General features: G+C 35.1%; 15 protein-coding genes. 12 read left to right on the plus strand and 3 right to left on the minus strand.

Features of this window, described 5'->3' with window-relative positions; genetic code table 11:
- Positions 1-85: 85 nt before the first annotated feature.
- Positions 86-1,738, minus strand: a complete 1,653-nt coding sequence (locus DFQ03_RS14645; protein WP_133673955.1) for a solute:sodium symporter family transporter — start codon at positions 1,736-1,738, stop codon at positions 86-88.
- A gap of 275 nt (positions 1,739-2,013) precedes the next feature.
- Here DFQ03_RS14645 and DFQ03_RS14650 point away from each other — a divergent pair, with 275 nt between their 5' ends.
- Genes DFQ03_RS14650 through DFQ03_RS14670 form a run of 5 tightly spaced genes read left to right on the plus strand, consistent with a single transcriptional unit; the run spans position 2,014 to position 11,720 of the window.
- Positions 2,014-5,370, plus strand: coding sequence for a VCBS repeat-containing protein (locus DFQ03_RS14650; protein ID WP_133673957.1), 3,357 nt, complete (start codon positions 2,014-2,016; stop codon positions 5,368-5,370).
- Positions 5,360-8,611, plus strand: a complete 3,252-nt coding sequence (locus tag DFQ03_RS14655; protein ID WP_133673958.1) for a VCBS repeat-containing protein — start codon at positions 5,360-5,362, stop codon at positions 8,609-8,611. Before DFQ03_RS14650 ends, DFQ03_RS14655 begins: the two co-directional genes overlap by 11 nt.
- Positions 8,612-8,615: 4 nt before the next feature.
- Positions 8,616-9,947, plus strand: a complete 1,332-nt coding sequence (locus DFQ03_RS14660; RefSeq protein WP_133673960.1) for a vanadium-dependent haloperoxidase — start codon at positions 8,616-8,618, stop codon at positions 9,945-9,947.
- Between the two features lie 23 nt (positions 9,948-9,970).
- The gene (locus tag DFQ03_RS14665) at positions 9,971-10,861 is read left to right on the plus strand and encodes an AraC family transcriptional regulator (RefSeq protein WP_133673961.1); all 891 of its coding nucleotides are present in this window, start codon (positions 9,971-9,973) and stop codon (positions 10,859-10,861) included.
- A gap of 1 nt (position 10,862) precedes the next feature.
- Positions 10,863-11,720, plus strand: a complete 858-nt coding sequence (locus DFQ03_RS14670) for a hypothetical protein (RefSeq protein WP_133673963.1) — start codon at positions 10,863-10,865, stop codon at positions 11,718-11,720.
- A 9-nt stretch (positions 11,721-11,729) separates the two neighbouring features.
- Here the strand turns inward: DFQ03_RS14670 and DFQ03_RS14675 are convergent, their stop codons facing one another.
- Positions 11,730-15,452 carry a metallophosphoesterase gene (locus DFQ03_RS14675; protein WP_133673965.1) on the minus strand — a complete coding sequence of 1,241 codons (3,723 nt, stop codon included), beginning with the start codon at positions 15,450-15,452 and terminating at the stop codon, positions 11,730-11,732.
- A gap of 57 nt (positions 15,453-15,509) precedes the next feature.
- Between DFQ03_RS14675 and DFQ03_RS14680 the strand changes: the two genes are divergently transcribed.
- Positions 15,510-16,727 (plus strand): Pycsar system effector family protein, encoded by a 1,218-nt coding sequence (locus DFQ03_RS14680; protein WP_133673966.1) that lies wholly within the window; start codon positions 15,510-15,512, stop codon positions 16,725-16,727.
- Here the strand turns inward: DFQ03_RS14680 and DFQ03_RS14685 are convergent.
- Positions 16,716-19,088, minus strand: coding sequence for a GAF domain-containing protein (locus DFQ03_RS14685; protein WP_133673969.1), 2,373 nt, complete (start codon positions 19,086-19,088; stop codon positions 16,716-16,718). The two genes, DFQ03_RS14680 and DFQ03_RS14685, sit on opposite strands and share 12 nt — an antisense overlap.
- Before the next feature lie 110 nt (positions 19,089-19,198).
- Here DFQ03_RS14685 and DFQ03_RS14690 point away from each other — a divergent pair, with 110 nt between their 5' ends.
- From DFQ03_RS14690 to DFQ03_RS14715, 6 genes are all read left to right on the plus strand, one after another.
- The gene (locus tag DFQ03_RS14690) at positions 19,199-20,098 is read left to right on the plus strand and encodes a metallophosphoesterase (protein ID WP_133673971.1); all 900 of its coding nucleotides are present in this window, start codon (positions 19,199-19,201) and stop codon (positions 20,096-20,098) included.
- 1 nt (position 20,099) lies between these two features.
- A complete protein-coding gene (locus DFQ03_RS14695; protein ID WP_133673973.1) occupies positions 20,100-21,275 on the plus strand; it encodes a helix-turn-helix domain-containing protein in 1,176 nt (391 codons plus the stop codon).
- Positions 21,276-21,348: 73 nt separating this feature from the next.
- The gene (locus tag DFQ03_RS14700; protein ID WP_133673975.1) at positions 21,349-22,464 is read left to right on the plus strand and encodes an acyltransferase family protein; all 1,116 of its coding nucleotides are present in this window, start codon (positions 21,349-21,351) and stop codon (positions 22,462-22,464) included.
- 115 nt (positions 22,465-22,579) lie between these two features.
- Entirely contained in the window at positions 22,580-23,272 is a 693-nt protein-coding gene (gene aqpZ, locus DFQ03_RS14705; RefSeq protein ID WP_133673977.1) for an aquaporin Z, read from the plus strand.
- A 102-nt stretch (positions 23,273-23,374) separates the two neighbouring features.
- Positions 23,375-24,691, plus strand: a complete 1,317-nt coding sequence (locus tag DFQ03_RS14710) for a gluconate:H+ symporter (RefSeq protein WP_133673978.1) — start codon at positions 23,375-23,377, stop codon at positions 24,689-24,691.
- 17 nt (positions 24,692-24,708) lie between these two features.
- Positions 24,709-25,170 (plus strand): RidA family protein, encoded by a 462-nt coding sequence (locus DFQ03_RS14715; protein WP_133673979.1) that lies wholly within the window; start codon positions 24,709-24,711, stop codon positions 25,168-25,170.
- Position 25,171 lies beyond the last annotated feature (1 nt).

The raw sequence follows: 25,171 nt of genomic DNA on the forward strand, positions 1-25,171 counted from the left end.
ATCTATAGCTAATAATTATCAAAAGAAAAGCCACAACATATGATTATGGTATGGCTTTTCTTTTATTTAAAATAATTAAAGCATACTACTTAGCAAAGTACACGTATATTCCAATAACAATACAACAAATTGCTATACCTACCTGATTAACATACTTATACGGAGTAATAGAAACTTGATCTGTATATTCCAAAACGAAAGGCTCTTTTCTTGGTCTAATAGCACCTATAATCAGCATTATAACAATATTGGTCACAAACAAAATAGCCATTATATGCAAGAAGTGGGGGTATGCTTCTGCTTCTATTAATTTTAATTGTATTGGTTCTGTAATACCTGCAGCATTAGCATCTGCCAAAGCCTCATCAACAAATTTATTCTTTAACCAAAACTGACTAATAATATATAACAATGAACCAGAAACAATACCCACTTTAGCCGCAATAGCCGGCACTTTTTTGGTCACATAACCAACCACTATAATGGTGAAAATCGGAATACTATAGATCCCATTGATTTCTTGTAAGTAATTAAATAAACTACCTGCATTTGCAATTAAGGGTGCAATGAACATCGCTGCTAACGCCAAACATATCCCAAAAATCTTACCGTACTTTACTACGGTAGTTTCTGGTGCATTCTGGTTAATATGTTGTTTATAAATATCAATACCGAATAAGGTTACAGAACTGTTCAACACACTGTTGAACGAACTCAAAATAGCACCAAACAATACTGCTGCAAAAAAGCCAACCAACGGTTTTGGCAACACAGCTCTTACCAGTTCTGGGTAGGCTAAATCACTAGAAGCCAAACCACCATCGAAATAATGATATGCTATCATTCCCGGTAACACCAAAATTAATGGACCCAATATTTTCAAAAATGAAGCTAACAATAATCCTTTTTGACCCTCTGCCAAGTTTTTCGCTCCTAATGCTCTCTGTATTATTTGTTGGTTTGTTCCCCAATAAAATAACTGTACCAACATCATACCGGTAAATATGGTTGCAAATGGAACCTCTTGACCAGTATTACCTGTAGAATCAAATCTCTCAGGGTTTGAACTTACCAAAATATCTAGTCCACTAAAAACACTGCCATCACCAATTGCCATCAATCCGAATATTGGAATCAACAACCCACCGATCAATAAACCCACTGCATTAATAGAATCTGATACTGCGACAGCTTTTAGCCCACCAAAAACCGCATATACAGAACCTATAAGACCTATTCCCCAAATACAAATAACCAAAGCCGAATTATCCGAAACCCCTAATAAAGAAGGTACATCGAACATACCACTTATGGCTACAGAACCAGAATACAAAATAACCGGCAACAATACCACAACATACCCGGTTAGAAATAGACCCGAGGTTATCGTTTTGGTCGTGACATCGAATCGTTTCGCCAAAAACTGCGGAACAGTGGTTAACCCTCCTTTTAAATATCTAGGCAACAAAAATATAGCAGCAATCACTATAGCTATTGCAGCCAATGTCTCCCAAGCCATAACCGACAATCCGTCCGTGTATGCACTACCGTTTAAACCTACAATCTGCTCTGTAGATAAATTCGTTAATAATAATGAGCCAGCTATTACTCCCGCAGTTAAACTTCGTCCACCAAGAAAATAACCATCGGAGGTTTGCTCATCGGTTGTTCTTGTTGCGAAATACGCAATTACGGCCACTAGTAAGGTAAAGCCTAAAAAAGATAAAATTCCTATCATTGGTTGAGTTGTTTGTTATTTAGTCAAGGTTAAATATATTGGATTATTTCCATTACTTCTAAAAACTGACTACAAAATCTCATTATTCATAATATTCGACCAAACCTATAACGTTTTCTTTAAATTTTAACGCCGACTTTTACTAAATAAGCCCGTCAAATAGTCGGTATTTGGCTATCTTGCAAATTAATTTTGAACGAACAAATATAAAGATTATTAACTCAACTTTAATAGTTTACCAAATAACTCAAAGTGCTATTCAAACATACTCAAGAATGAACTCTAATTTTCTTAAACTAAGCTGTCTCAGCTTAGTTTTCTCCCTTTTATATTCTTGCGGCTCTAAAGAAGATGCGAATGCATCAGATGAAAAAATAGAGCCTACTTTATTTACATTATTACCACCCGAAGAAACAGGTATCTCATTTGTAAATAAAGTTGCCAACTCAAAAGAATTCAACATATTTAAATATCGTAACTTTTATAACGGTGGCGGTGTTGCTATTGGCGATATTAATAACGACGGATTATCGGATGTTTTTCTTACCGGAAACATGGAGCCAAACAAACTATTTCTTAACAAAGGCGATATGAAATTTGAAGATATTTCGGAAAATGCCGGGATATCAGGGAATAAGCCATGGTCTACAGGGGTGGTTATGGCTGACATTAACAATGATGGCTTTCTCGATATATATGTAAGTAATGCAGGTAATATGGAAGGTAATAACCATGACAACGACCTTTACATAAATAATGGTGATGGAACTTTTACAGAAAAAGCGCATGAATACAATTTAGCGGAAACAGGATTTTCTACTCACGCTTCTTTCTTTGATTATGATAAAGACGGAGATTTAGATGCTTATATTTTAAACAATAGTAACATACCTGTAAGTAGTCTTGGTTATGCCGAACAACGAGACGTAAGAGCACAAGACTGGGAAGGTGTTCCAAAAATTTTTAGAGGTGTAGGCGATATGCTTCTAAGAAATGACAATGGTAAATTTGTTGATGTGAGTGAAAAAGCTGGTATTTATGGTAGCCTTATCGGTTTTGGACTTGGAGTTATGGTTGTGGATATTAACAATGACCTGTATCCGGATATATATGTTTCTAACGATTTTTATGAAAGAGATTATTTATACATCAATAATCAAGATGGCACGTTTAGAGAAGAAGTTCAAAAATGGACGAATCACTTAAGCTTATCTGCAATGGGTGTCGATATGGCCGACATAAATAATGACGGACTAACAGATATCTTCATTACAGATATGCTGCCCGAACCAGATCAACGTGTAAAATCTGTCATGGAATTCGAAGGTTATAACATCTTTAAACTAAAGCAGAGTAAAGATTTCCATCAGCAATACATTCAAAATACATTACAGCTAAACAACGGTAATGGCTCCTTTTCTGAAATTGCATATTACAGCGGTGTTGAAGCCACAGATTGGAGCTGGTCTGGATTGTTATTCGACATGGATAATGATGGTCTAAAAGATATTTATATTACTAACGGAATTAACCATGATCTTACAGATTTAGATTTCGTTGATTTCTTTGCTAACGAAATCATTCAAAAAATGGCCTTGACCGGCAGAAAAGAATCTATTGATTCTATCATTAATAAAATGCCAGTTACCCCATTACCAAATTACGCTTACCGAAATAACGGAGACATTACGTTCAGTAACTATAATAAAAAATGGGGTTTTGAATTACCCAGTCGCTCTAACGGTTCTGCTTATGGAGATTTAGATAATGATGGCGATTTAGATTTGGTCGTCAACAATGTAAATATGGAGACATTCGTATATCGTAACAATTCTGAATCTCAATCAGAAAATAATTATATCAAATTAAAATTCGAAGGTACTGACGGCAACAAATTTGGTATAGGAACAGTTGCTCGTTTATATTACCCAGATAATATTATTGACCAAACATTAATGCCGTCTAGAGGTTTTCAATCTTCGGTAGAATACCCAATGACTATTGGTTTGGGCGCTACAGAAATGTTAGACTCCATTCGTATTATATGGCCAAATGACGCTACAGTAAAATTAACCAATGTAAAAGCGAACCAGACTATAACATTTAAGCAAGAAGAAGCTATAGAAGTATTTAAAATCAAAAAGACCGAAACCCCTACCCTTTTAAAATCAATAGACAACAACTCTTTCTTGACCCATAAAGAAAATAGCTATATGGATTTTGACAATGAGGGATTGATATCTAAGTCATTGGCAGAAGAAGGTCCTGGTTTAGCCGTTGGCGATGTAAATGGTGATGGCAATGAAGATATTTTTATTGGTGGCGCAAAAAATCAAGCTGGTGCTTTATATCTGCACAATGGCAATGGATCACTTTCTAAACCTATTGTAAAATATTTTGAAGCAGAAGCCCTACTTGAAGACACCACTGCCTCATTTTTTGATTCAGATAATGATGGCGATTTAGACCTTATGGTGGGTACCGGTGGTAACGAATTGGGCATGCAAGGCACTTATGGAATTCGACTTTACCTAAATGATGGAAAAGGCACTTTCTCTTTAAGCACAAACAAACTACCTAGTATTAATAAAAATGTTTCCGTAATAGCTCCGTCCGATTTTGACGCAGATGGCGATATTGATGTTTTCGTTGGTATAAGAAGTGTGGTGGGTACATATGGCATCAATCCTGAACACTTATTCCTATCGAATAACGGAGACGGAATTTTTACTGATATAACCGAACGATCGGCTTATGATTTAAAAGATGCCGGTATGGTAACCGATGCCAAATGGATAGACATCGACACCGATGGCAAAGATGACCTTGTGACGGTATCTGACTGGGGAAGTCCAAAAATCTATAAGAACTCTGGCAGAAGGCTTAGCGACTCAAAAAGTACTCTTGACAGCCTTAGTGGATGGTGGGGAGCTGTTGAAGGGTATGACTTAGACAATGATGGCGATCAAGATTTAATTCTCGGTAACATGGGTAGTAATCTACATTATAAACCAGAACCTGGGCATCCAATGAAAATGTGGGTAAACGATTTTGACAATGATGGTACTATAGAACAAATTACCACCCAAAATTATGATGGCGGTGATTATCCTCTTCATCAAAAGAAGGAATTAACAACCCAAATTCTTGCATTGAAGAAGAAAAATATTAAAGCTTCTGAGTATGCTTCAAAAACCATTCAAGAGTTATTCCCAAAGTACATTATCGAAAATACCATATTAAAGCAGTCAAATATCTCTGAGTCTATAATTGCCATAAACGATGGCAATGGCAACTTTACTATTAAAATACTACCACCTCAAGTTCAATTTTCATGTATCTGTGGCATACAATGTTTAGATATCAATAAAGACGGAAACCTTGACATTGTGATGGCAGGTAATAATTTTGAATTTAAACCTCAATATTCGAGATTAGATGCTAATTACGGAAACGTTCTACTTGGCGATGGTAAATTGAATTTTGAATGGCAAAATTATGCCAATAGCGGTTTCTTTATTCGTAATGAGGTAAAGCAACTAAGAACAATCAAGGATAAGAACGGAAATGAATTCATCATTGCTGCGATTAACAATGATGCTCCAAAACTTTATCGAATAAATGAAGAATAACATACTATACTTTTGTGTATTGATATTTGCAATTGGCTGTAACGAAAACTCTGGTGAATTATTCGTAAAACGTTCTGCCGCAGAAACTGGTATTACTTTTGAAAACACACTTACAGAATCTAAAGATCTTAGTATTTTAGATTATCTATATTTTTATAATGGTGGTGGTGTTGCTATTGGTGATATAAATAATGATAGCCTACCAGATATATATTTTTCTGGTAATCAAGTAAAGAACAAACTATATCTGAACAAAGGTAATTTACAGTTTGAAGACATTACCGAAACAGCGGGTGTAGCAGGAAATAGTTCTTGGAACACCGGTACCATAATGGGTGATGTTAATGGTGACGGTCTTCTAGATATTTATGTTTGTGCAGTTGTGGGCCTAAACGGATTTAATGGATACAATGAGCTTTTTATTAACCAAGGTGATAACACTTTTAAAGAGAGTGCTGCCGAATATGGACTAGATTTTGAATCCTACAGTTCATCTGCTGCTTTTTTAGATTATGATTTAGATGGTGACTTAGATATTTACCTTCTTAATCATGCCATACACACCCTAGACTCTTACGGTAATGCAAAAATCCGCTACAAAAGAGTTTATGAAACAGGTGATAAATTACTTCGTAACGACAATGGTAAATTTATAGATATCAGCGAAGATGCTGGTATTTATGGTGGCATAAATGGATATGGACTAGGTATCGCAGTATCTGATTTTAACCAAGACGGCTATCCTGACTTATACATCGGTAATGATTTTCATGAAGATGATTACTACTACTTAAATAACGGAGACGGTACTTTTAAAGAAAGTCTGAAAGAAGCGTTTGGACATACTACTAGGTTTTCAATGGGTAGTGATGTGGCAGATATAAACCATGATGGTCTGCCAGATTTAATTTCTTTGGATATGTTAGGTAAAGACGAAATTGTCTTAAAATCATCTGAAGGCGATGATGATATCCAAATTCAAAAAATGAAAACCGAGACCTTTGGATATCACAACCAGTATACTAGAAATATGCTTTCGGTAAATCAACCCAACGGTAAATTCCTAGAAACTGCTTTGCAGAGTGGTGTAGCAGCAACAGATTGGAGCTGGAGTGCCTTGTTCGGTGATTATGATCAAGATGGAGAACAAGATATATATATTAGCAATGGTATACCAAAACGTCCAAATGATTTAGATTACATCAACTATATATCTAACGAAAATATTCGATCAAAAATCAATAATACCAATCTTGTAGACCAAAAAGCGTTAGAAATGATGCCTTCTGGTTTTATTGGTAACATGATTTTTAAAGGAGCAGCTGATCTTCAATTTATAGATGAATCTGAATCTTGGATAGCTCAAGACACAATTATTTCTGGGGCTACTGCATATAGCGACTTAGATAACGATGGCGATTTAGATCTGGTAACAAACAATCTATTTAGCCCTTCATTGATTCAAGAGAACACTACCAACAGTCAGCGCAATTGGCTAAAAATTAAACTGAACTTTTCCGATAAAAACAAATTCGGTATTGGCACCAAAGTATTTTCATATGCCAACGGAATTCAACAGTTTAAAGAAATGTATACTGTTCGCGGCTTTCAATCATCTTCTGAACCCATTATACACTTTGGTTACGGCGAACTTAATACTATTGATTCGTTGAAAATTATATGGCCAGATAAGAGCTGTCAATTGGTGAAAAATGTCGCCGTCAATCAAACGCTTTATGTAAGCCCTGAAAAAACACAACCTTTTAACTATACTGTTTTGCACCCAAAACAGCAGAACCTTTTTCAAAAAACATCAAATAATCTAGGCATAAATTATGCACACATTGAAGATGCCTACAGCGATTATTTACGCCAAAAGTTAATACCTTATCAAATGTCCGATCGCGGACCTGCAGTCAGTGTTGGTGATTTAAATGCTGATGGAAAAGATGATATATTTTTCGGAGGAGCTAAGTATATTCCGTCACAAATTTATATTCAAGAAGATTCCACTTTTCAATTAAAAAACTATCCTGAAATTAAAAAAGATAGCATCAAAGAAGACATCGCATCTATCATTGATGATTTTAATGCCGATGGGAAAAATGATATCATAATAGGTACAGGCGGGGCAGACTTCTTTAATAAAATGAAGCCATTAACCGACTCTTACTACGTGGATAAAGATAGTACTTTTACTCAAAGAGAATTTCCTGAGATGTTCGAAAACACCTCTGTTCTTTTAAAACTGGATTATGACCACGATGATGATTTAGATATTATTATATGTAATCAATCTATCAGTGCAGACTATGGAAACAAACCTAATAGCTATATTCTAGAAAATGAAAATGGCAACTTTAAAGTAGCCAATAATCCCTTTGAAAAGTTAGGTATGGTTACCGATGCCCTAGTTACAGATTTCAATGATGATGGCTGGGAAGATCTATTATTTGTTGGGGAATGGATGTCACCTCGTTTTTTTCAAAACAACAAAGGCAAATTCGAAGAAATTCAACCGTTAGACAATGAAAATATTAATGGTTTATGGCAAGCAGTTACTGGTTTTGACATTGATGGTGACGGGGACCAAGACTACCTTTTAGGGAACTGGGGAATGAATACCAAGTTTACTACATCACCAAAGCATCCGATGAAAATGTATTATGGTGACCTTGATAAAAATGGAGCTACCGAAACTATTGTTAGCACTTACAAAGACGGCAAAGACTACCCAATAGACGGGTTAAAAGAATTGTCGAGTCAATTGGTTTCGCTTCGTAAAAAGTTCAATACCTACAGTTCTTTTGCAGGAAAATCGATGGAAGAAATTCTTGGTAAGGAAATGTTACTCAATGCGGAAATTCATGAAGTACATACTTTAAATTCCGGATATCTAGAAAACAACAATGGCAAATTTGCTTTTATACCATTTAGTCACGAATTACAGCTGGCACCTATTATGGTATTTTTAGAATATGATTTTAATAACGATAACAAAACCGAAGTACTAGCTGCAGGAAATTATTTTGGTGTAAAACCATATCATGGTCGTTTTGATTCTTTTCCAGGAGCATTGATTAGTACTGGCAACAATATTACCTTAGCGAATGAAATAGGACTCGATTTAACTGGTAAATCGATTCGAAGCATGAATATTATAAACTCAAATAACAACACATACATTTTGCTCACTTTTAATAACGAGGCAGCAGAGGTGTATAGCATTCTCAAACAATAGTACAATGAAAAGGTATTTAATAATTTTAATTACAGGGCTTTTATTCGCGAACTGTACCGAAAAGAAGCAAGAACCCATATTAGTATCTCCTGATCAATTACACAATTCAATTGACAAGATAATAGATATTATGATTCATGATATTTTTTCGCCACCGGTAGCAAGTAGAATTTTTGCTTATCCGAATATTGCCGCCTATGAAATTGTGGCGCAGGTAAACCCTAATTATCAAACATTGGCTGGGCAATTAAAAGACTTAAAGCCGATTCCTGCAATAGATACTGTTTCCAGTATTAATCCTCAATTATCTGCACTGATCGCACATATGAATATTAGTAGACAATTAATATTCTCTGAAGATAAATTCGATGTTTTGCAAGACAGTTTATTTACGCAATGGAAGTCAATGAACGAACCTGAATTCGAAGCTTCTAAAGCCTACGGATTAAAAGTTGCAGACCACATTAAAGAATGGATGAGCAAAGACAATTATAGTCAAACGCGTACCATGCCTAAATTTACAGTAAATACAGATGATCCTACTAGATGGCAACCAACACCACCAGCTTATATGGACGGTATAGAGCCACATTGGAGCAAAATTCGCCCTTTTATTATAGACTCGGCATCTCAATTTAAGCCAATCCCGCCACCTCCGTTTTCATTAGAAAAAGACTCAGATTTTTACAGGGAATTGATTGAAGTTTATAATATTAGTAATGAAATAACCAAGAATGGAGATGAATCTGATGAAGTAGCAATTGCTAAATTCTGGGATTGCAATCCGTATGTATCAGTTACAAGAGGACATTTAATGTTCGCTACCAAGAAAATTACCCCAGGTGCACATTGGATAGGAATTACTAAAATTGCCTGTAAAAAAACCAATAGTAACTTCGACGATACCGTTTTTGCGTATACGAAAACATCAATGGCAATTGCTGACGGTTTTATTAGCTGCTGGGATGAAAAATATCGCAGTAATCTAATTAGACCAGAAACACTGATCAACCAGCATATTGACGAAAACTGGAAACCTATTCTACAGACGCCTCCGTTCCCCGAATACACTAGTGGACACAGTGTTGTTTCAGGTGCTGCAGCAACTGCTTTGACCAGCATTTTCGGTGAAGATTTTAGCTTTGAAGACGACACCGAAACACCGTATGGGTTGCCTATAAGAAAATTCAATTCTTTCAACGATGCTGCTGACGAAGCTGCCATTAGTAGAATGTATGGTGGAATTCACTATAGAGCCGCTGTCGAAGTTGGTGTGGGTCAAGGCAGAAAAATTGGAGCACTATTGAATTCAAAAATTAAAATGAAGAATAATTAAATTTTATTACATTTTAAATCATCATGAAAAAAGCGCTTTCAATTATAATTGCCATTATTTGCATTGGCCTACTTTGGTATTTTTTCATAAAACCACAAGATTACCAAATAAGAGTTGTAGCCAAGTCTAACACAGGTACAGTTAACCAAGCATTAAAATCATGGAGTAAAACACTACAAGAAGCCTCTATACGTCAAACAAAAGACCTAGGACATCTAGAGCAAATGATTGCTTCTGGTGATTCTACACATATTTATAATTGGAATATCACCCCTATCAACGATTCAACATCTCAATTAGTTATAGACGTAAAAGATTTAGACCACAGTTTTGCAAACAAGCTGTCTATTCCCTTTACCGATACCAATTTTGAGAAGCAAGCTAGAAAAACGGTTACTGATTTTATTGAGAGTTTAAATATCCATAAAAAAGAATTTAAAGTAACTTTTATGGGCGAGGACCATTTACCTTCTACCTATTGTGCTTGTGTTGAACATAAAACCATTCAAAGCAAAAAAGCTTTTGGAATGATGGAAAGTTACCCTTTTATAAACTCGGTTATCGCAAGTAATGGAATTCAAGTTAATGGAGTACCTTTTATTGAAACTACTGATTGGAATATGCAAAACGACAGTATTAGCTTCAATTTCTGCTATCCTATCATTAAAACCGATTCGTTGCCAACCATTAAAGACCTTATTTATAAAGAATTTATAGGCATGAAATCTTTAAAAGCAATTTACAATGGTAATTATATGACCTCTGATAGAGCTTGGTATACATTACTTGATTACGCAAAAGAGAAAAATATAAAAGTAGACCCCAAACCTATCGAATTCTTTTTTAACAACCCTAACATGGGTGGAGATGCATTGCGTTGGAAAGCCGAAGTATTTTTACCAATAAAAGAATGATATGAATAAACTTATACTATCCACGCTCATAATACTTACTTCCCTAGCATCATGTAATAATTACGGACAGTTAAAAGTAATTGCGGACTTACCTAATAGTTTAGCTGAAAATTCAGGACTGGTAACCTATAATGATTCTACAGTTTGGGTCGTTGAAGACGGTGGCAATAAAGACGAAATTTACCAAGTAAATTTAAATGGCGAAATCCTTAAAAGTTTAGAGGTGAAAAATGGTAAGAACCATGATTGGGAAGATCTTACTAAAGACACTTCTGGTAATCTCTACATAGCCGATATCGGCAACAACGCAAATGATCGTAAAAATTTGGTCATTCTAAAATTACCAAACCCCACTATTGAACCTGGCGACAAAATTGATGCAGAAAAGATTGAGCTATACTACCCAGATCAAAAAAAATTCCCGCCAAAAAAAGATGCCTTTTTCTATGATTCTGAAGCTATATTTCACCACGGTAACCAATTATATATTGTAACTAAAAATAGATCTAAATCGTTTACTGGTGAAGCTCATATTTATTCTGTACCTGATACTAAAGGTAATTACGAAGCTAAGCTGGTCGGTTCTTTTACACCATGTAAAGATTGGAAAACTTGCCAAATAACTTCTATTGACATATCACCAAAAGGTGATAAAATTATAGCACTCAGTTATGGAAAGCTTTTCATTTTTACGGATTTCACCTGGGATGATTTCACTAAAGGAAATATGCAAGAAATTGACCTAGGCGCTCGCTCCCAATTGGAGTCAGTTTGCTTTTTAAATGACAATACCTTACTCATTTCTGATGAAAAATCGCATGGTGAAGGGGGAAATCTCTACACTTACTCTTTAAAGTAATCAAATCACCTAAAAGCCAAAACCTAGTCCGAAGGTAAATCTTGGTCCTTCTTCACTAGCGAAAATGGCAGTATTGATCGAAATGATATCAGAAGCATTTAAAAAGAATCCTCCTCCATATGAAGTATGCCAACGACCAGAACTCATTTCAGGCATCCAAACTCTACCATAATCAAATCCTCCAAAAAGACCCATTGCCATTGGCAATAATCGGGTACGTTTCTTTTTTAAACTAAATCTTATATCTGTATTCTGATAGTATGATGTTTTACCGGTAAAACGTTGATTTCTAAATCCGCGAAGACCATCTATACCTCCAATACTTGCTGCTTGGTAAAATTCAAAATCATCACCAATATTAAAATGTGCTTTCCACTTAGTTGCTAATACCAGCCTACCATTAGGTATCAATTTATAATCAAAACCCAGGCTAGGTATAATGTAACCAAAACTACCCGCTTCTTTTGAAATATTCTCTTTGAAACCTGCCTGTAATGACGATGACATTCCTAAAGTTGGGAACGCTTCATTATCTTTATTTTGATAAGTGTAGGTAGCATGAGCTCCTACAAAATCACTATTAGTTTCTTCTCCGTTCTGTTGATAAAATGTGTTAATGAATCTATCGTTAGTTTCTTCAACACTTATATTTTCATAAGACACTCCTAATTTTACCTTAGCTCCTAACTGCCCCCTCCAAACTAATGATGGAGAAAACTCTATCTGTCGTAGCTTCACCCTATTATAGTCCAGCTCTAAATCGTCATCAAAATTTTCGGTATTGTTCCCAAATCCGAAGAAATTTATAGCAAAATTCGGACTCGTAAATCTTGCTTTCAGTTCAGCGTTCCAATTCTCGAATACATGTGCAAATTCACCTTGATACTTAAAATCAAATCCGCTTGTAGCAAAATAATACGATGCTGCAAAAGTGTGTTGCTGTGTAAAAGGATTTTGCCTAAAACCATTATAGGTATAGGTATTTACAAAACCTATTCGCATACCATCGTCTGGATTAAAACCTATAGTTGGTATAATTTGATTAAAACTATTTCTTAATTTTAACGGCTGATACGTATTCAGTTCATAATCATCTGACAATTTGACCTTTGCCCCTCCTGTTGCCTCAAATGTGTTCTTCTTACTTTTAAAGTCATACAAGGCAACATTTCTACCATCTTCTACTTTATAGATATCATTATTATGTCCGCCAATTATTCTAACCTTTACACCAGAGAAATTTGACGGATTTTTAACCTCAAAAATATCGTCATCATCTAATCCAAAAACCCAAAGTTCTTTAGTATCTTCTTTTGAAAATACTTTGTAATAGAATAGACGCTTTTTCTTGTCACCGATATTTCTAAACACCCTTACTTCGGTTTCTTTATTGTTCAGTCTATTAATCTCAAACCAATCATCTTTATCTGTACCTGCAACTACAGCATATTTATTCAATATTTGATAATATTTATTGGCGGTCTCTTGAATGTTACTTAAACGTGCCAGAAGAATTTCTTTAATTTCATCCACTGTTTCATCGCGTACTTCTACAGGAAAAGATTTAAAGGCCTCATCAATATCACTTGGCTTTAAGTTTTCTTGTAAGTATTTCGCTTGCGCTATCCACTGACTTTTTTCTGTCTCCCCCAATAAGGTCAAGTCTAAAACATAGGTCATTGGCGATGAATTGAACCCTTTTACACTTCTAATATCTTCATTAAAACCTTCCATTAATCGTAAACCAGGTATAATACGTGTGGCAATTTTCATTAAAGCGCCGTCTCCCATTTTTGAGAATACCTGATCTCTATCTCTGGGCACAGGTCGATAAATGGTTTTACCTTTCTTCTCATCTTTAAACTCTGCCCAACGCCATTGATCTACATGACGATCCCAATCACCTAAAACCATATCAAAAAGTCGAGCTCTTAAATAAAGGTCTTTATCTACTTCGTACTTTTCATCATCACGAAGGTCTTCAAGCATACCGTCAGTACTCGTTAAATTATTTGAATACCCAAAGCTTGCCAAATCTCCATGACCATCGCCAGTATGTTCTTCGATCATATATAGCTCATCGCCAAAGATGTCATTATATTCTTTTAAGGCTGGTTGCTTAGGCACATAATATAAAACAGGATTTGTATGATAAACACCTACAGCATCAGATAATTTCGCAGTTGTAAACGGACCATAAGGGTGTGATCCTGTATAAAAATCTTGCAATATTTCTTGAGTATAGGTTTCCTTCAGGTCATCAAGTACATATTGATCTTGAAATGCCATCGATTGTAAATACAATTCTGCACTTTTTCTTAAGGCTCTCATTACATACTCCCTTCCATCTTTTGCGCGTAAACGCAACGATTTAGACTGGTGACCACCTCCTTTTTTAACAGGCTCTAAACCACCCAAAAGAGAATCTAAATTCACCGTAGGCACTTTCACCTCGGTACCATAATACTTGCGGTAACGGTCTCCCCATATTCCTTTATATAATCCGCTTTTGTCAATTTCATCTTCTGTATATACGGATGCTTTTACACTATCTGGAAATTGCCCGGTAAATTCCCCAACATATTCTTTCTGAGTTGGTGGTAAAACTTCATTGGTAAACAAAAACTCTTCATTATCATTATCGTCTACACCATAAAACCGAACTCTAGATGAGCCATCTTTATATACTTCTAAAGTAGCATATCCCATTTTACCGGTGTTAAACTGAGAACCATTCAACAAACGTGTAAAACCTTCTTTTGCTCCAGATCCACTAACAATTTGTGGGGTGTTATTTTCTACAAAATATTGTAATGTATGTTCATGTCCAGATGCAAAAATTACGCGATCCGAATATTGTGCCAAGGTAGTGACCCTATTCATCAATTCTCTATAACGCTTATTGTTCACATCTTCTACCGATGCACCCGATGTACTTCTAAGCACATTGATAAATGAACCTAGAACGGGCACAGGCACTGCCATTTTCTTAGGATAAAAATGTTTTCTTAACGAGTATTGTCCACCGTGCTCTCCATAACTATTACTGGGGTGATGCATTGCAATGACCGTTGTGCGATCGCGATAGTCTTTTATAGCATCTTCAAGTTCCAAGAAAAACTTATCTCTACTCTTTATATCACACTTATCATTAATATCTGGGCGCTTGTCCCAATTGGTCAAATACCATTCTGTATCTAGGGTTATTATAGCGACATCATCACCTATTTCTACAACATCTATTGGGCACCCGTTTTCTGGTAAAAAAGGATCCTTCTCCTTTTTTTTAAGCGCTTTCTTAATGTAATTTTCTTCTCTTTCTAGACCTATCAAACCTTCGGTATACCAATCATGATTTCCTGGTATAAAAAGAGGTCTTCCCTTAAAATCATTCAAAGTATTTAACTGAGCATCTAAATGATTTTTTGCAGTTCTGAATGCATCAGTAGAATCTTTAGGATCTGGTAGCCCGGCCGGGTAAATATTGTCTCCTAAAAAAATAGCAGTACTATTCTTATCGGCTTTATCTAACCTATTTTTAAATATCTTCAGCGCAGGATTCATTCCACCCATTGGAGATAAACCAGCATCCCCAATTAAATAAAAGGTATGAGATATTTCTTTTGAATCATTTACATCTATAGCATATTTTTCATCAACATACTTAGTTTCATAAGTAGCACAGCTAGTAATGAATATAAAAACCGACAGATATGCATATAATTTTTTCATAGTAACGTTGCCCTCTTTAAAATTTTGTAATTTGGATATTTCAAACCAATTTCTTCTATGTCAAAGATTGTAGATAACACACAACAGTTTGTAATTGAATTACTTACCAATCATTTGGACAAGAAGTTTTTATACCATAACCTAAGACATACACAAAGAGTCGTTAAAAGTACTAAACAATTACTGGAATCTTGTTCTCTATCCGATCAGGATAAGGAACTTCTTGTAATAGTGGCCTGGTTACACGATACCGGGTACACAAAAGGGACCGCTAACCACGAAGAAAGTAGTTGTGAAATTGCAGAAGAATTTTTAACAAAAGAAGGATATAACACGGAAGGAATAGAGAAGGTGAAGTCTTGCATTCTTGCCACAAAATGGAAAGCAAAGCCAAACAATTTGATGGAAGAGATTATTCGCGATGCAGATTCTTCGCATTTTGCACAAAGCAGCTACCTTGAAACCTCTGACCTTTTACGTGAAGAACTCAAGCTGCTCGGCTTAAAAACTTACAGCCAAAAAGAATGGCTAGAACTTAATATTCAAGTATTTAGAACTGACCATCAATACTATACAGATTACGCTAAAGAAAATTGGCTTGCAAAAAAAGACAAAAACCTAAGAAAACTTATAAAGGACAAGAAGTCTGAAAAGAAGCTTGCAAAAAAAGAAAAACTAAAAGCTCAATTCAAAAGCGAAAGTCCGGATCGTGGTATACAGACTCTTTACCGCGTTACCCTAAAAAATCATATTACCCTTAGTGATATAGCAGATACAAAAGCAAATATTTTGCTTTCTGTGAATGCAATTATAATTTCTTTGGCACTGTCCAACCTTATACCAAAATTAGACAACCCATCTAACGACTATCTTATTTACCCTACCGTAATATTCGTATTCTTTAGTGTGGTCTCTATGGTATTAGCGGTATTAGCTACCAGACCTAATGTTACAAGTGGTGAATTCACCAAGGAAGATGTTGCAAACAAAAATGTAAACCTATTGTTCTTTGGCAACTTTCATAAAATGGCCTTAAGCGAATATGAATGGGCTATAAAAGAAATGCTCAAAGACAAAGACTACATCTACAATTCTTTAACGAAAGACCTTTATTTTCTTGGGATCGTGCTAAATAGAAAATACTCTTTACTACGATGGACCTATACCATTTTCATGATCGGTATGATTCTATCTGTAATTGCATTTGCCATTTCGTTTAAATTCTTTGGTCCTGAACGTAAAATTGAGCTACTAAGCCAGGTGCTACTCTTTTAAAGCATCCATAAGATCCTGATAGGTATATGTCTTTTCAGGTTCTTGATCTCTTTTGTAAAGAATCTCTGCGCGAATTGCTTTAAGCCCAGATACACCTTGCAGACCTTCCAATTCAACAATTTCTATCTTGTCTGTAAAGCAACCTTTAGATTTTAAAAATTTGATATACCTTAAATACTCTAATTCATCTTTCTTTTGAGAATACACAATAGAAAGAACTCCTTTCTGAGTCAACCTTTGATCGGTACCTTTTATAAAAGATTTATCAATTCTCTTTTTAATTACCTCATAACGTGCATTATAGGTTCCGTCAACATCAAATTGTTTTTCATCCATTCTAAATCGAATAGACAATGATGTATTGTACACTAATATTAACGACGCAGCATCTAATGGTACCGGTAATTTTGGCTTTAGAGCGTAATGAGCATTTTCCATTTCACACATTACCTGTAATTGCCACAACCTTAAATTATTTAGATATAACAGGTTGTATTCTTGACTTTCTGAAATTGAAGCTCCAATATACATGTTATGCTCTACACCATCTGTTTTATAACGCTCGTAATAATGAGGAAACATCGCTTGTGCACTCTCCTGTCTTTTATCAATAACCGAAGAAAGTTTTTTATTGATCAATGTTACACTCTCGTCATAGTTCTTTCTATGGTCGTAGTATGACCCTGTACCCATATCAATTTTAGACTCATACTTTAAAATATGCTTCTCTATATCTTTGTCAGATTTTTTTAAGTGCTCAAAAACAGGGGATATTTCTTCGTGAACAAAATCAAAAATAGCTTGCTCACTATTTGTATAAAGCATTTCCTTTATGCTTTCAAGGTGATTATTTACCCTGAAAATTAGTTCCTCATAAATTGGCAAATCCCACTTTTTTACCGCAATATTAAGCACATTGTCAATCTCTGAAAGCTGAATCATTAAATCGCGCTGAATTGCTAAATTTCTAGCTTGTGAAGAATCTTTTATGTCTATTTGACCAAATAAAGGATACACATCTTTAAAAACGATTTCTTTAAATGAAGGAGATCGACCTTCTGTTTCGTCTAAAATGAATTTTTTGGCCTCTTCTTGAAATTTCCAATAAACCGAAGAATGAACAGAAGTACATTCATTCTGTATGATTGCGTCTATTCTATTATTTTCTTCGTTTTTGGCACGTACAACAGCAGATACAATAAAAGGCAATACGTCATCTAACTTTTGGGCATTTACACCGTTAAGCACACTTTTCTTCTCAGAAACAATCTCTAAGACCCCTAAAAGATTATTTTCATAAGCTATTGGAGCAAAAATTGCACTTTGTATACCTTGTTCTTTTAGTCCTTTATAGGGATTCATATTACCTGACTGCTCTACTTCGCGATCCATGTCGGTAATAGTAAAGTATGCGGTTTTGTCAATTAATTTCTCATAAGAATCTTCACACAAAGCAGACTTACAATTCATATGGTGCTCCCCTCCTAAAAGAAAGCTTTCAAAGCCCATACCTGCAACCTCTTCAAACTCATTTTTCTTAGCATCAAAAGATGCAAAACCTACTTTAATATTAGGCAGTCTAAAAAACGACTTAAAAGTTTCCTGCAAATCATGCATGAAATTTGTAGGTTGTATGGTATTCTTAGAAATCAATTTTGACTTAATATTAGAAATTGCTTGTTCCATTGTAACATCGAACAAATTGGCAATTACAAAGCCTTTGGATATAAAACTCTCTGGAGGAATTTTTTCCATCCAAAGTTTAATATCATTTGGGCTGGCCAATAATTCATCTACATCTTCTTGAAGCACCTCTTTAGCTTTCTCTGTAGGAATAATGTCAATAAAATCAGCATTATATAAAATACGATAATGGCGCATTACACCATTGGCATCTGGAATATCGTAAAAATAAGGGCGACTAAAATCTAAATGGTAACCATAGTAATAATTCAACACCACTACACAGCTCATGATATAATCCATATCATCGCCAACATTTCTTAATTCTGGCACATAATTCTCCCCTGCTTCTTCAATAATTTTTTGAAAACGAGTAGACGATTTTATAATCATATCTTGATAAGGCAACGTCGCTACCTTTATCTCGTTACCGCTTAAAGCTTCTGTAAATGTATCTTGCAGAATACGATTAATGAGATCTTTATTCTTCTCTAATAAAGTAAAATCTGAAAAACCATCTCGAAGTTCAGGAAAACCTTTTTCAATAGACAATATCCTCTCAGCAGTTGCTGCCAAAAAAGGATCATCACCCTTCAAATGTTCATCGTACTTCTCTAGAAGTTTTTCAAAACTTATGAGGTGCTTAACCGGCATTATCTTTCTCTCGTGCTTTCCCATGGTTTAGTTAGTCTACTAATTGGCTGTAAAGTTACAAAACATACCAAGTTTTTTGAGGCTCTAAGACCTATGGTTGACTGGATTTTCGGATATTTAACGAAAAATAACCCATGTCATCGGATAGTAGACTTACCAGAGCATACAAAAACGCCAAAGTTATTCCGTTCGACGATACCTCAAAATTCATACTTTTTAGTGATTGCCATAGAGGAGACAACAGTTTTTCAGATGAATTTGCGAACAATAGAAATATTTATTTTCATGCCCTAAAATTTTATCATTCTGAAGGATTCGACTATTGTGAACTTGGCGATGGCGACGAACTTTGGGAGAACATTCATTTCGAATCTATTTTTGAAGCTCATAAAAATGTCTTTAAGCTTCTAAAGCAGTTTCATCTTGATCATAGACTGCATATGATATGGGGTAATCATGACATGGTCTACAAAGATGAAGCTTATGTAAAAAAACATCTTTCCAGTTATTTTGAGCCTATTGATGACAAAGACAAATCTCTTTTTGAAGGCATCAAATATCATGAGGCACTTATTTTAAAAAATAAAGAATCCCAACAAGAAGTTTTTCTAACCCACGGTCACCAAGCAGATTGGTGGAATTATACATTTTGGCGTTGGGGCAGGTTTTTAGTGAGAGTCTTATGGAAACCTTTACAAGTATGGGGTATTGCCGATCCTACTTCGCCAGCTAAAAATTACACCGAACTTATAAAAGTAGAGCGACGTATAAAAAAGTGGATTCTTAAAAACAATCTGAAAGTTACTGTTGTAGGACATACGCATAGACCTCGATTCCCCGAGCCTGGTGACATTCCTCTTTTTAATGATGGTAGTTGTGTTCACCCTAGAAGTATTACCGGTATTGAAATTGAAAAGGGTAATATATCTTTGATCAAATGGCAAATAAACACCACAGATGATGGTACGTTACGTGTGGTTCGTATTCTGTTGGAAGGTCCTCAAAAATTGGTAGATTATATAGATAAAAAATAAGATGGAAACGATTCATGATCTCATAGAGCAAATACCTATAAGACATAATCTTACTTCCACCATTATGCTTTTAGGTGTTGCCCAAAATCTCTTTTTAAGTTTTGTCCTTTTTATGAAAAGTAAGGATAACAAATTTTTACTTTATTTTGCTTTTCTAATTCTAAGTGGAGCATTTATTTTTTTAGACACTTATTTATGCTACACCGGACTCATTAAATACGCCCTTGAATGGAATGATTCTTCTGAAGTATTTGTATTGTTAATTGGTCCGTTATTATACTTCTCTATATATTGTTTTCTTAAAAGAAAATTGGTTTCTCTTAAGACCGGATGGTGGCATTTTATACTTCCTATTGGATATTTACTTTCACAAATACCTTTTTATACTGCCCCAATTTCAGTTAAACTAAATGCTTACCTAGGCGCATACTACCGAAATTTGGGTACGACACTAGTACCAGATACATTTAACTATTCTTACCATCACATTAAAGACATATTCGATTGGCTAATACTTTTTAGTCTTTTGTTATATACTCTTTTGTCCTTAAAACTTGTAAAAGATGAACGTAATAGAAATACTGAAAGTAAAAAAACATATCAGTCTTCCAAATACATTTTTACTAGAAACTCCGCTATTATTCTTAGCCTCTTTTTTATTTTACTATTCGTTGTTTTCTACCTGTACGATGATGATGGTGGCGACCATTATATTGCTATTTTTCAAACGATGGTAGCCTTTGCAACTTCTTACATCATTATTTCGAAATCTAAATTCTTTGAAAAATCATGGGCTGCCGACAAATATGAAACACTGGGAAGTTCTCAGCATGAACTAACGTTTCATGAAATAGAAACCTTTGTTAACAACAACGATTATTTTATTAAAAAAGAAGCAAGCTTAAAAGATTTAGCAAATCAGTTAAAAATACATCCCAATCAAATTTCAAAAACTATCAATTCAGATTTCGGATCTAATTTCAGCCATTACATCAATAGTAAAAGAGTTAATTTGGCAAAGAAAAGATTGATAGACCCACATTTTAGTCATCTAACGATAGAAGCTATTGGTGATACCGTGGGTTTCAAGTCCAAGTCTTCTTTTTACAATGCTTTCAAGCAGATTGCCAATATTTCACCATCTCAATTTGCAAAGTCAATTTCTCCAAAATTGTAATTATGGACGTATTGTAAGCACAAAATTTTATCAGTTAGCACTTTAAACTTCAACTTTGAAAAAAATGTTGAATATGGAATTTAAGTTTAGAAGGTATGATATTGACTGGCTACGTGTTGTTGTTTTTTCACTACTTATAGTTTATCATACCGGTATGTTCTTTGTGCCTTGGGGTTGGCACCTAAAAAACAATAACATCTATGAATGGCTTAAGTGGCCAATGCTTTTTTTAAACCAGTGGAGGCTACCCATATTATTTCTAATTTCTGGTATGGGAACATTTTATGCCTTATCAAAAAGAAACATTTGGCAATTTAATAAAGAACGTTTCTTACGTATAGGGGTGCCACTTTTGTTTGGTATGCTGGTAATTGTGCCTCCACAAATATACTTTGAAAGGTTTTCAAAAGGTCAATTTCTTGGGTCATATTGGCAATACCTTAGCTCTATTGCCTATAATGGAATATACCCTGAAGGCAATATAAGTTGGCATCACCTTTGGTTTCTACCTTACCTTCTAATTTTTTCAATACTTCTGTCTCCTTGCCTTATTTACTTGAAAAATAACAGTACAAAATTTATGGACTGGGTAAGTAATGTCATTAAAAAACCATACGGACTTTATATCTTCACCATTCCACTTTACTTACTAGAATCTCTTCTTGAACCGTTTTACGATATTACACATGACCTTATAAACGATTGGTTCAATTTCTTCTCTTCAATGACTTTATTTTTCTTTGGATTTATTATGGTTTCCTGCGGTCCTTCTTTATGGATTTCAATTAAAAAGACCAGAACCAAGGCTTTGTATTTAGGGCTCATTTGTTTTACAGGTATGCTAATTACTTGGCAATTTGAGGATGGATATATTCGTCACTTTACCGAAGCTTTTCTAAAAATTATGAATCTATGGTCATGGATCATAGTATTGTTAGGATATGCTGCTGAATACAAAAACAAACCTAGCCCTTTATTAAAGTACGCCAATCGAGCGGTATATCCACTTTACATTTTACACCAAACGGTTACAATTTCAATCGCATATTATATTAAAGATTTAGATTGGGGATTACTAATAAAGGCTACCACCCTTATTATAGGCACTTTTTTTATATGCTGGTTTATTTACCATTTTGTTATTTTAAAAATTCGAATTTTGCATCCTCTTTTCGGTCTAAAAAAATGATTATACCTGTATATGATGTATTAAAAAACTAAATTCTTAATAAAACTTCCAAATAATTGTGACTTATATAAAGTTTTGGTTTCTAAACTAATACAATCAATTAAACCTTATTAAAATGAAAAAATTTATTGCAGAATTTATCGGCACGTTATGGCTGGTATTAGGTGGTTGCGGTAGTGCTGTACTCGCCGCAGGATTTCCAGAAATGGGCATTGGCTTTGTTGGTGTGTCCTTAGCCTTCGGTTTAACTATAATAACAATGGCATACGCCATAGGTCATATTTCTGGCTGTCATTTAAACCCGGCAGTAACTATCGGTGTTTGGATAGGCGGGCGTTTTGAAGGTAAAGACGTTTTTCCATATATCGTTGCTCAGGTAATGGGAGGTATTGCAGGCGCTGCCATACTATTTCTTATTGCTTCGGGTAAATCTGATTTCGTTTTAGGCGGATTCGCTTCTAACGGCTATGGAGAACATTCACCTGGCGGATATAGTATGTCTTCTGCTCTGATTATAGAAGTAGTCATGACATTCATTTTCTTATTTGTTATTTTAGGTTCTACTTATACAAAAGCACCAAGAGGTTTCGCAGGGTTGGCAATCGGACTTTGTCTTACTTTAATTCACCTAATTAGTATTCCTGTAACCAACACTTCAGTAAATCCTGCACGTAGTACAAGTCAGGCTCTTTTTGTTGGCGATTGGGCTCTAGATCAGCTTTGGTTATTTTGGTTGGCGCCTATAGTTGGGGCTATTTTAGCAGGAATAGTTTACAAAGCTATCTCACCAGAAATAACTGATAAATAATAACTTTTTTTTTAGCTCAAGCTTATCATGTTTAGTATAAATATGATGAGCTTTTTTTTTATGGTATATTTAGAGAATCAACTAAACTAACTCGATTCAAATATGCCTTTATTTATTGTAATTCTAGGAATTCTCCTCCTATTCATTCTTATTGCCAAATTTAAACTCAATGCTTTTATCACATTTATCATCGTCTCTTTATTCGTTGGTATTGCAGAGGGTATGGAGCCTATTAGTGTCGTCGATTCCATTCAAAAAGGTATCGGTAATATTTTAGGATTTCTTGTCATTATTTTAGGTCTCGGTGCTATGCTAGGTAAATTGGTTGCCGATAGTGGTGCAGCGCAACGAATTACCACTAAATTGGTAGAGAAATTTGGAAAAAAGAACATTCAATGGGCTGTCGTATTAACAGGATTCATTGTGGGTATCCCAATGTTTTATTCAGTAGGATTTGTTATTTTGGTTCCTCTTGTTTTTACCATTGCTGCTGCAACAGGTCTACCCTTATTATATGTAGGTTTACCTATGTTAGCATCCTTATCAGTAACACATGGTTACTTACCACCTCACCCTGCACCAACTGCTTTGGCTACCATGTTCAACGCAGATATTGGTAAAACTTTGTTATACGGAATCATAGTTGCCATACCCGCAATAATCGTTGCCGGACCATTACTTTCAAGAACCTTAAAAGGTATTAACGCAACACCGCTTAAAGAATTTCTAAACCCTGTAGTTTTAAAAGAAGATGAAATGCCAAGTATGGCGAATAGCATTATCAGTGCACTTTTACCGGTTATACTTATTGCTGTTGCTGCATTGGCTCAACTTTTACTACCTGCAGATTTCTTTCTTACTAAGATTTTAGTTTTTATGGGCAACCCTGCCATTGCTATGCTAATAGCTGTTCTAGTTGCTATTTACACCTTAGGTCTAGGTCGTGGAAGAAGCATGAAAGAGGTTATGGATTCTGTTGGAAGTGCAATTACCGGTATTACCATGGTCTTATTAATTATTGCTGGATCCGGAGCATTAAAACAGGTGCTGATCGATAGTGGTGTTAGTGAATATATTGGTGGTATTTTAGAGCAATCTTCCATTTCTCCTTTAATCTTGGCTTGGCTGATCGCAACCGTTATTCGAGTTTGTGTTGGCTCTGCAACCGTTGCAGGTCTAACTGCTGCGGGCATAGTATTGCCACTTGTACAAGGTACTGGCGTTAGTCCTGAATTAATGGTGCTAGCTATTGGTTCTGGCAGCTTAATGTTATCTCATGTAAACGATAGTGGTTTTTGGTTGTTCAAAGAGTATTTTAATTTATCTGTCAACGATACATTAAAAAGCTGGACAGTTATGGAAACTACCGTTGGCGTCATGGGACTTATCGGTGTTCTTGTTATAAATACATTTATTTAAAATCAAATAATTTGCACATGAAACCTTCTGAAAGAATTAAAGAATTAGGCTTGGTTTTACCACCTGCCCCACCTCCTGCAGGTTTGTACAAACCTGTTTTAGTCGTTGACCATTTTTTATATGTTTCCGGTCAGGGACCTATGCAAAATGATGGCTCATTGATTGTCGGCAGAGCAGGTCATGATATGACAATGGACGAAGCTAAATTAGCTGCACGTCAAGTTGCATTAACCATGCTGTCTACCATACAGACTCATTTTGGCGATATCGATAAAATCAAGAGAATCGTAAAGACATTGGGAATGGTAAACTCTACTCCTGATTTTGGTCAACAACCTTTGGTTATTAATGGTTTCAGTGAGCTTATGGCAGATATTTTCGGACCGGATAATGGCGTTGGTGTACGTAGTGCTGTTGGTATGATTTTACCTGGAGGAATTCCTGTTGAAATAGAAGCTCATTTTGAACTACATCATTAAT

The sequence above is a fragment of the Maribacter caenipelagi genome (assembly GCF_004364175.1).
Lineage (GTDB): Bacteria > Bacteroidota > Bacteroidia > Flavobacteriales > Flavobacteriaceae > Maribacter > Maribacter caenipelagi.

Coding starts and splice junctions, on each gene's coding strand:
- DFQ03_RS14645 (WP_133673955.1), bottom strand. CDS start 1,738: ATGATAGGAATTTTATCTTTTTTAGGCTTTACCTTACTAGTGGCCGTA.
- DFQ03_RS14650 (WP_133673957.1), top strand. CDS start 2,014: ATGAACTCTAATTTTCTTAAACTAAGCTGTCTCAGCTTAGTTTTCTCC.
- DFQ03_RS14655 (WP_133673958.1), top strand. CDS start 5,360: ATGAAGAATAACATACTATACTTTTGTGTATTGATATTTGCAATTGGC.
- DFQ03_RS14660 (WP_133673960.1), top strand. CDS start 8,616: ATGAAAAGGTATTTAATAATTTTAATTACAGGGCTTTTATTCGCGAAC.
- DFQ03_RS14665 (WP_133673961.1), top strand. CDS start 9,971: ATGAAAAAAGCGCTTTCAATTATAATTGCCATTATTTGCATTGGCCTA.
- DFQ03_RS14670 (WP_133673963.1), top strand. CDS start 10,863: ATGAATAAACTTATACTATCCACGCTCATAATACTTACTTCCCTAGCA.
- DFQ03_RS14675 (WP_133673965.1), bottom strand. CDS start 15,452: ATGAAAAAATTATATGCATATCTGTCGGTTTTTATATTCATTACTAGC.
- DFQ03_RS14680 (WP_133673966.1), top strand. CDS start 15,510: ATGTCAAAGATTGTAGATAACACACAACAGTTTGTAATTGAATTACTT.
- DFQ03_RS14685 (WP_133673969.1), bottom strand. CDS start 19,088: ATGGGAAAGCACGAGAGAAAGATAATGCCGGTTAAGCACCTCATAAGT.
- DFQ03_RS14690 (WP_133673971.1), top strand. CDS start 19,199: ATGTCATCGGATAGTAGACTTACCAGAGCATACAAAAACGCCAAAGTT.
- DFQ03_RS14695 (WP_133673973.1), top strand. CDS start 20,100: ATGGAAACGATTCATGATCTCATAGAGCAAATACCTATAAGACATAAT.
- DFQ03_RS14700 (WP_133673975.1), top strand. CDS start 21,349: ATGGAATTTAAGTTTAGAAGGTATGATATTGACTGGCTACGTGTTGTT.
- aqpZ (WP_133673977.1), top strand. CDS start 22,580: ATGAAAAAATTTATTGCAGAATTTATCGGCACGTTATGGCTGGTATTA.
- DFQ03_RS14710 (WP_133673978.1), top strand. CDS start 23,375: ATGCCTTTATTTATTGTAATTCTAGGAATTCTCCTCCTATTCATTCTT.
- DFQ03_RS14715 (WP_133673979.1), top strand. CDS start 24,709: ATGAAACCTTCTGAAAGAATTAAAGAATTAGGCTTGGTTTTACCACCT.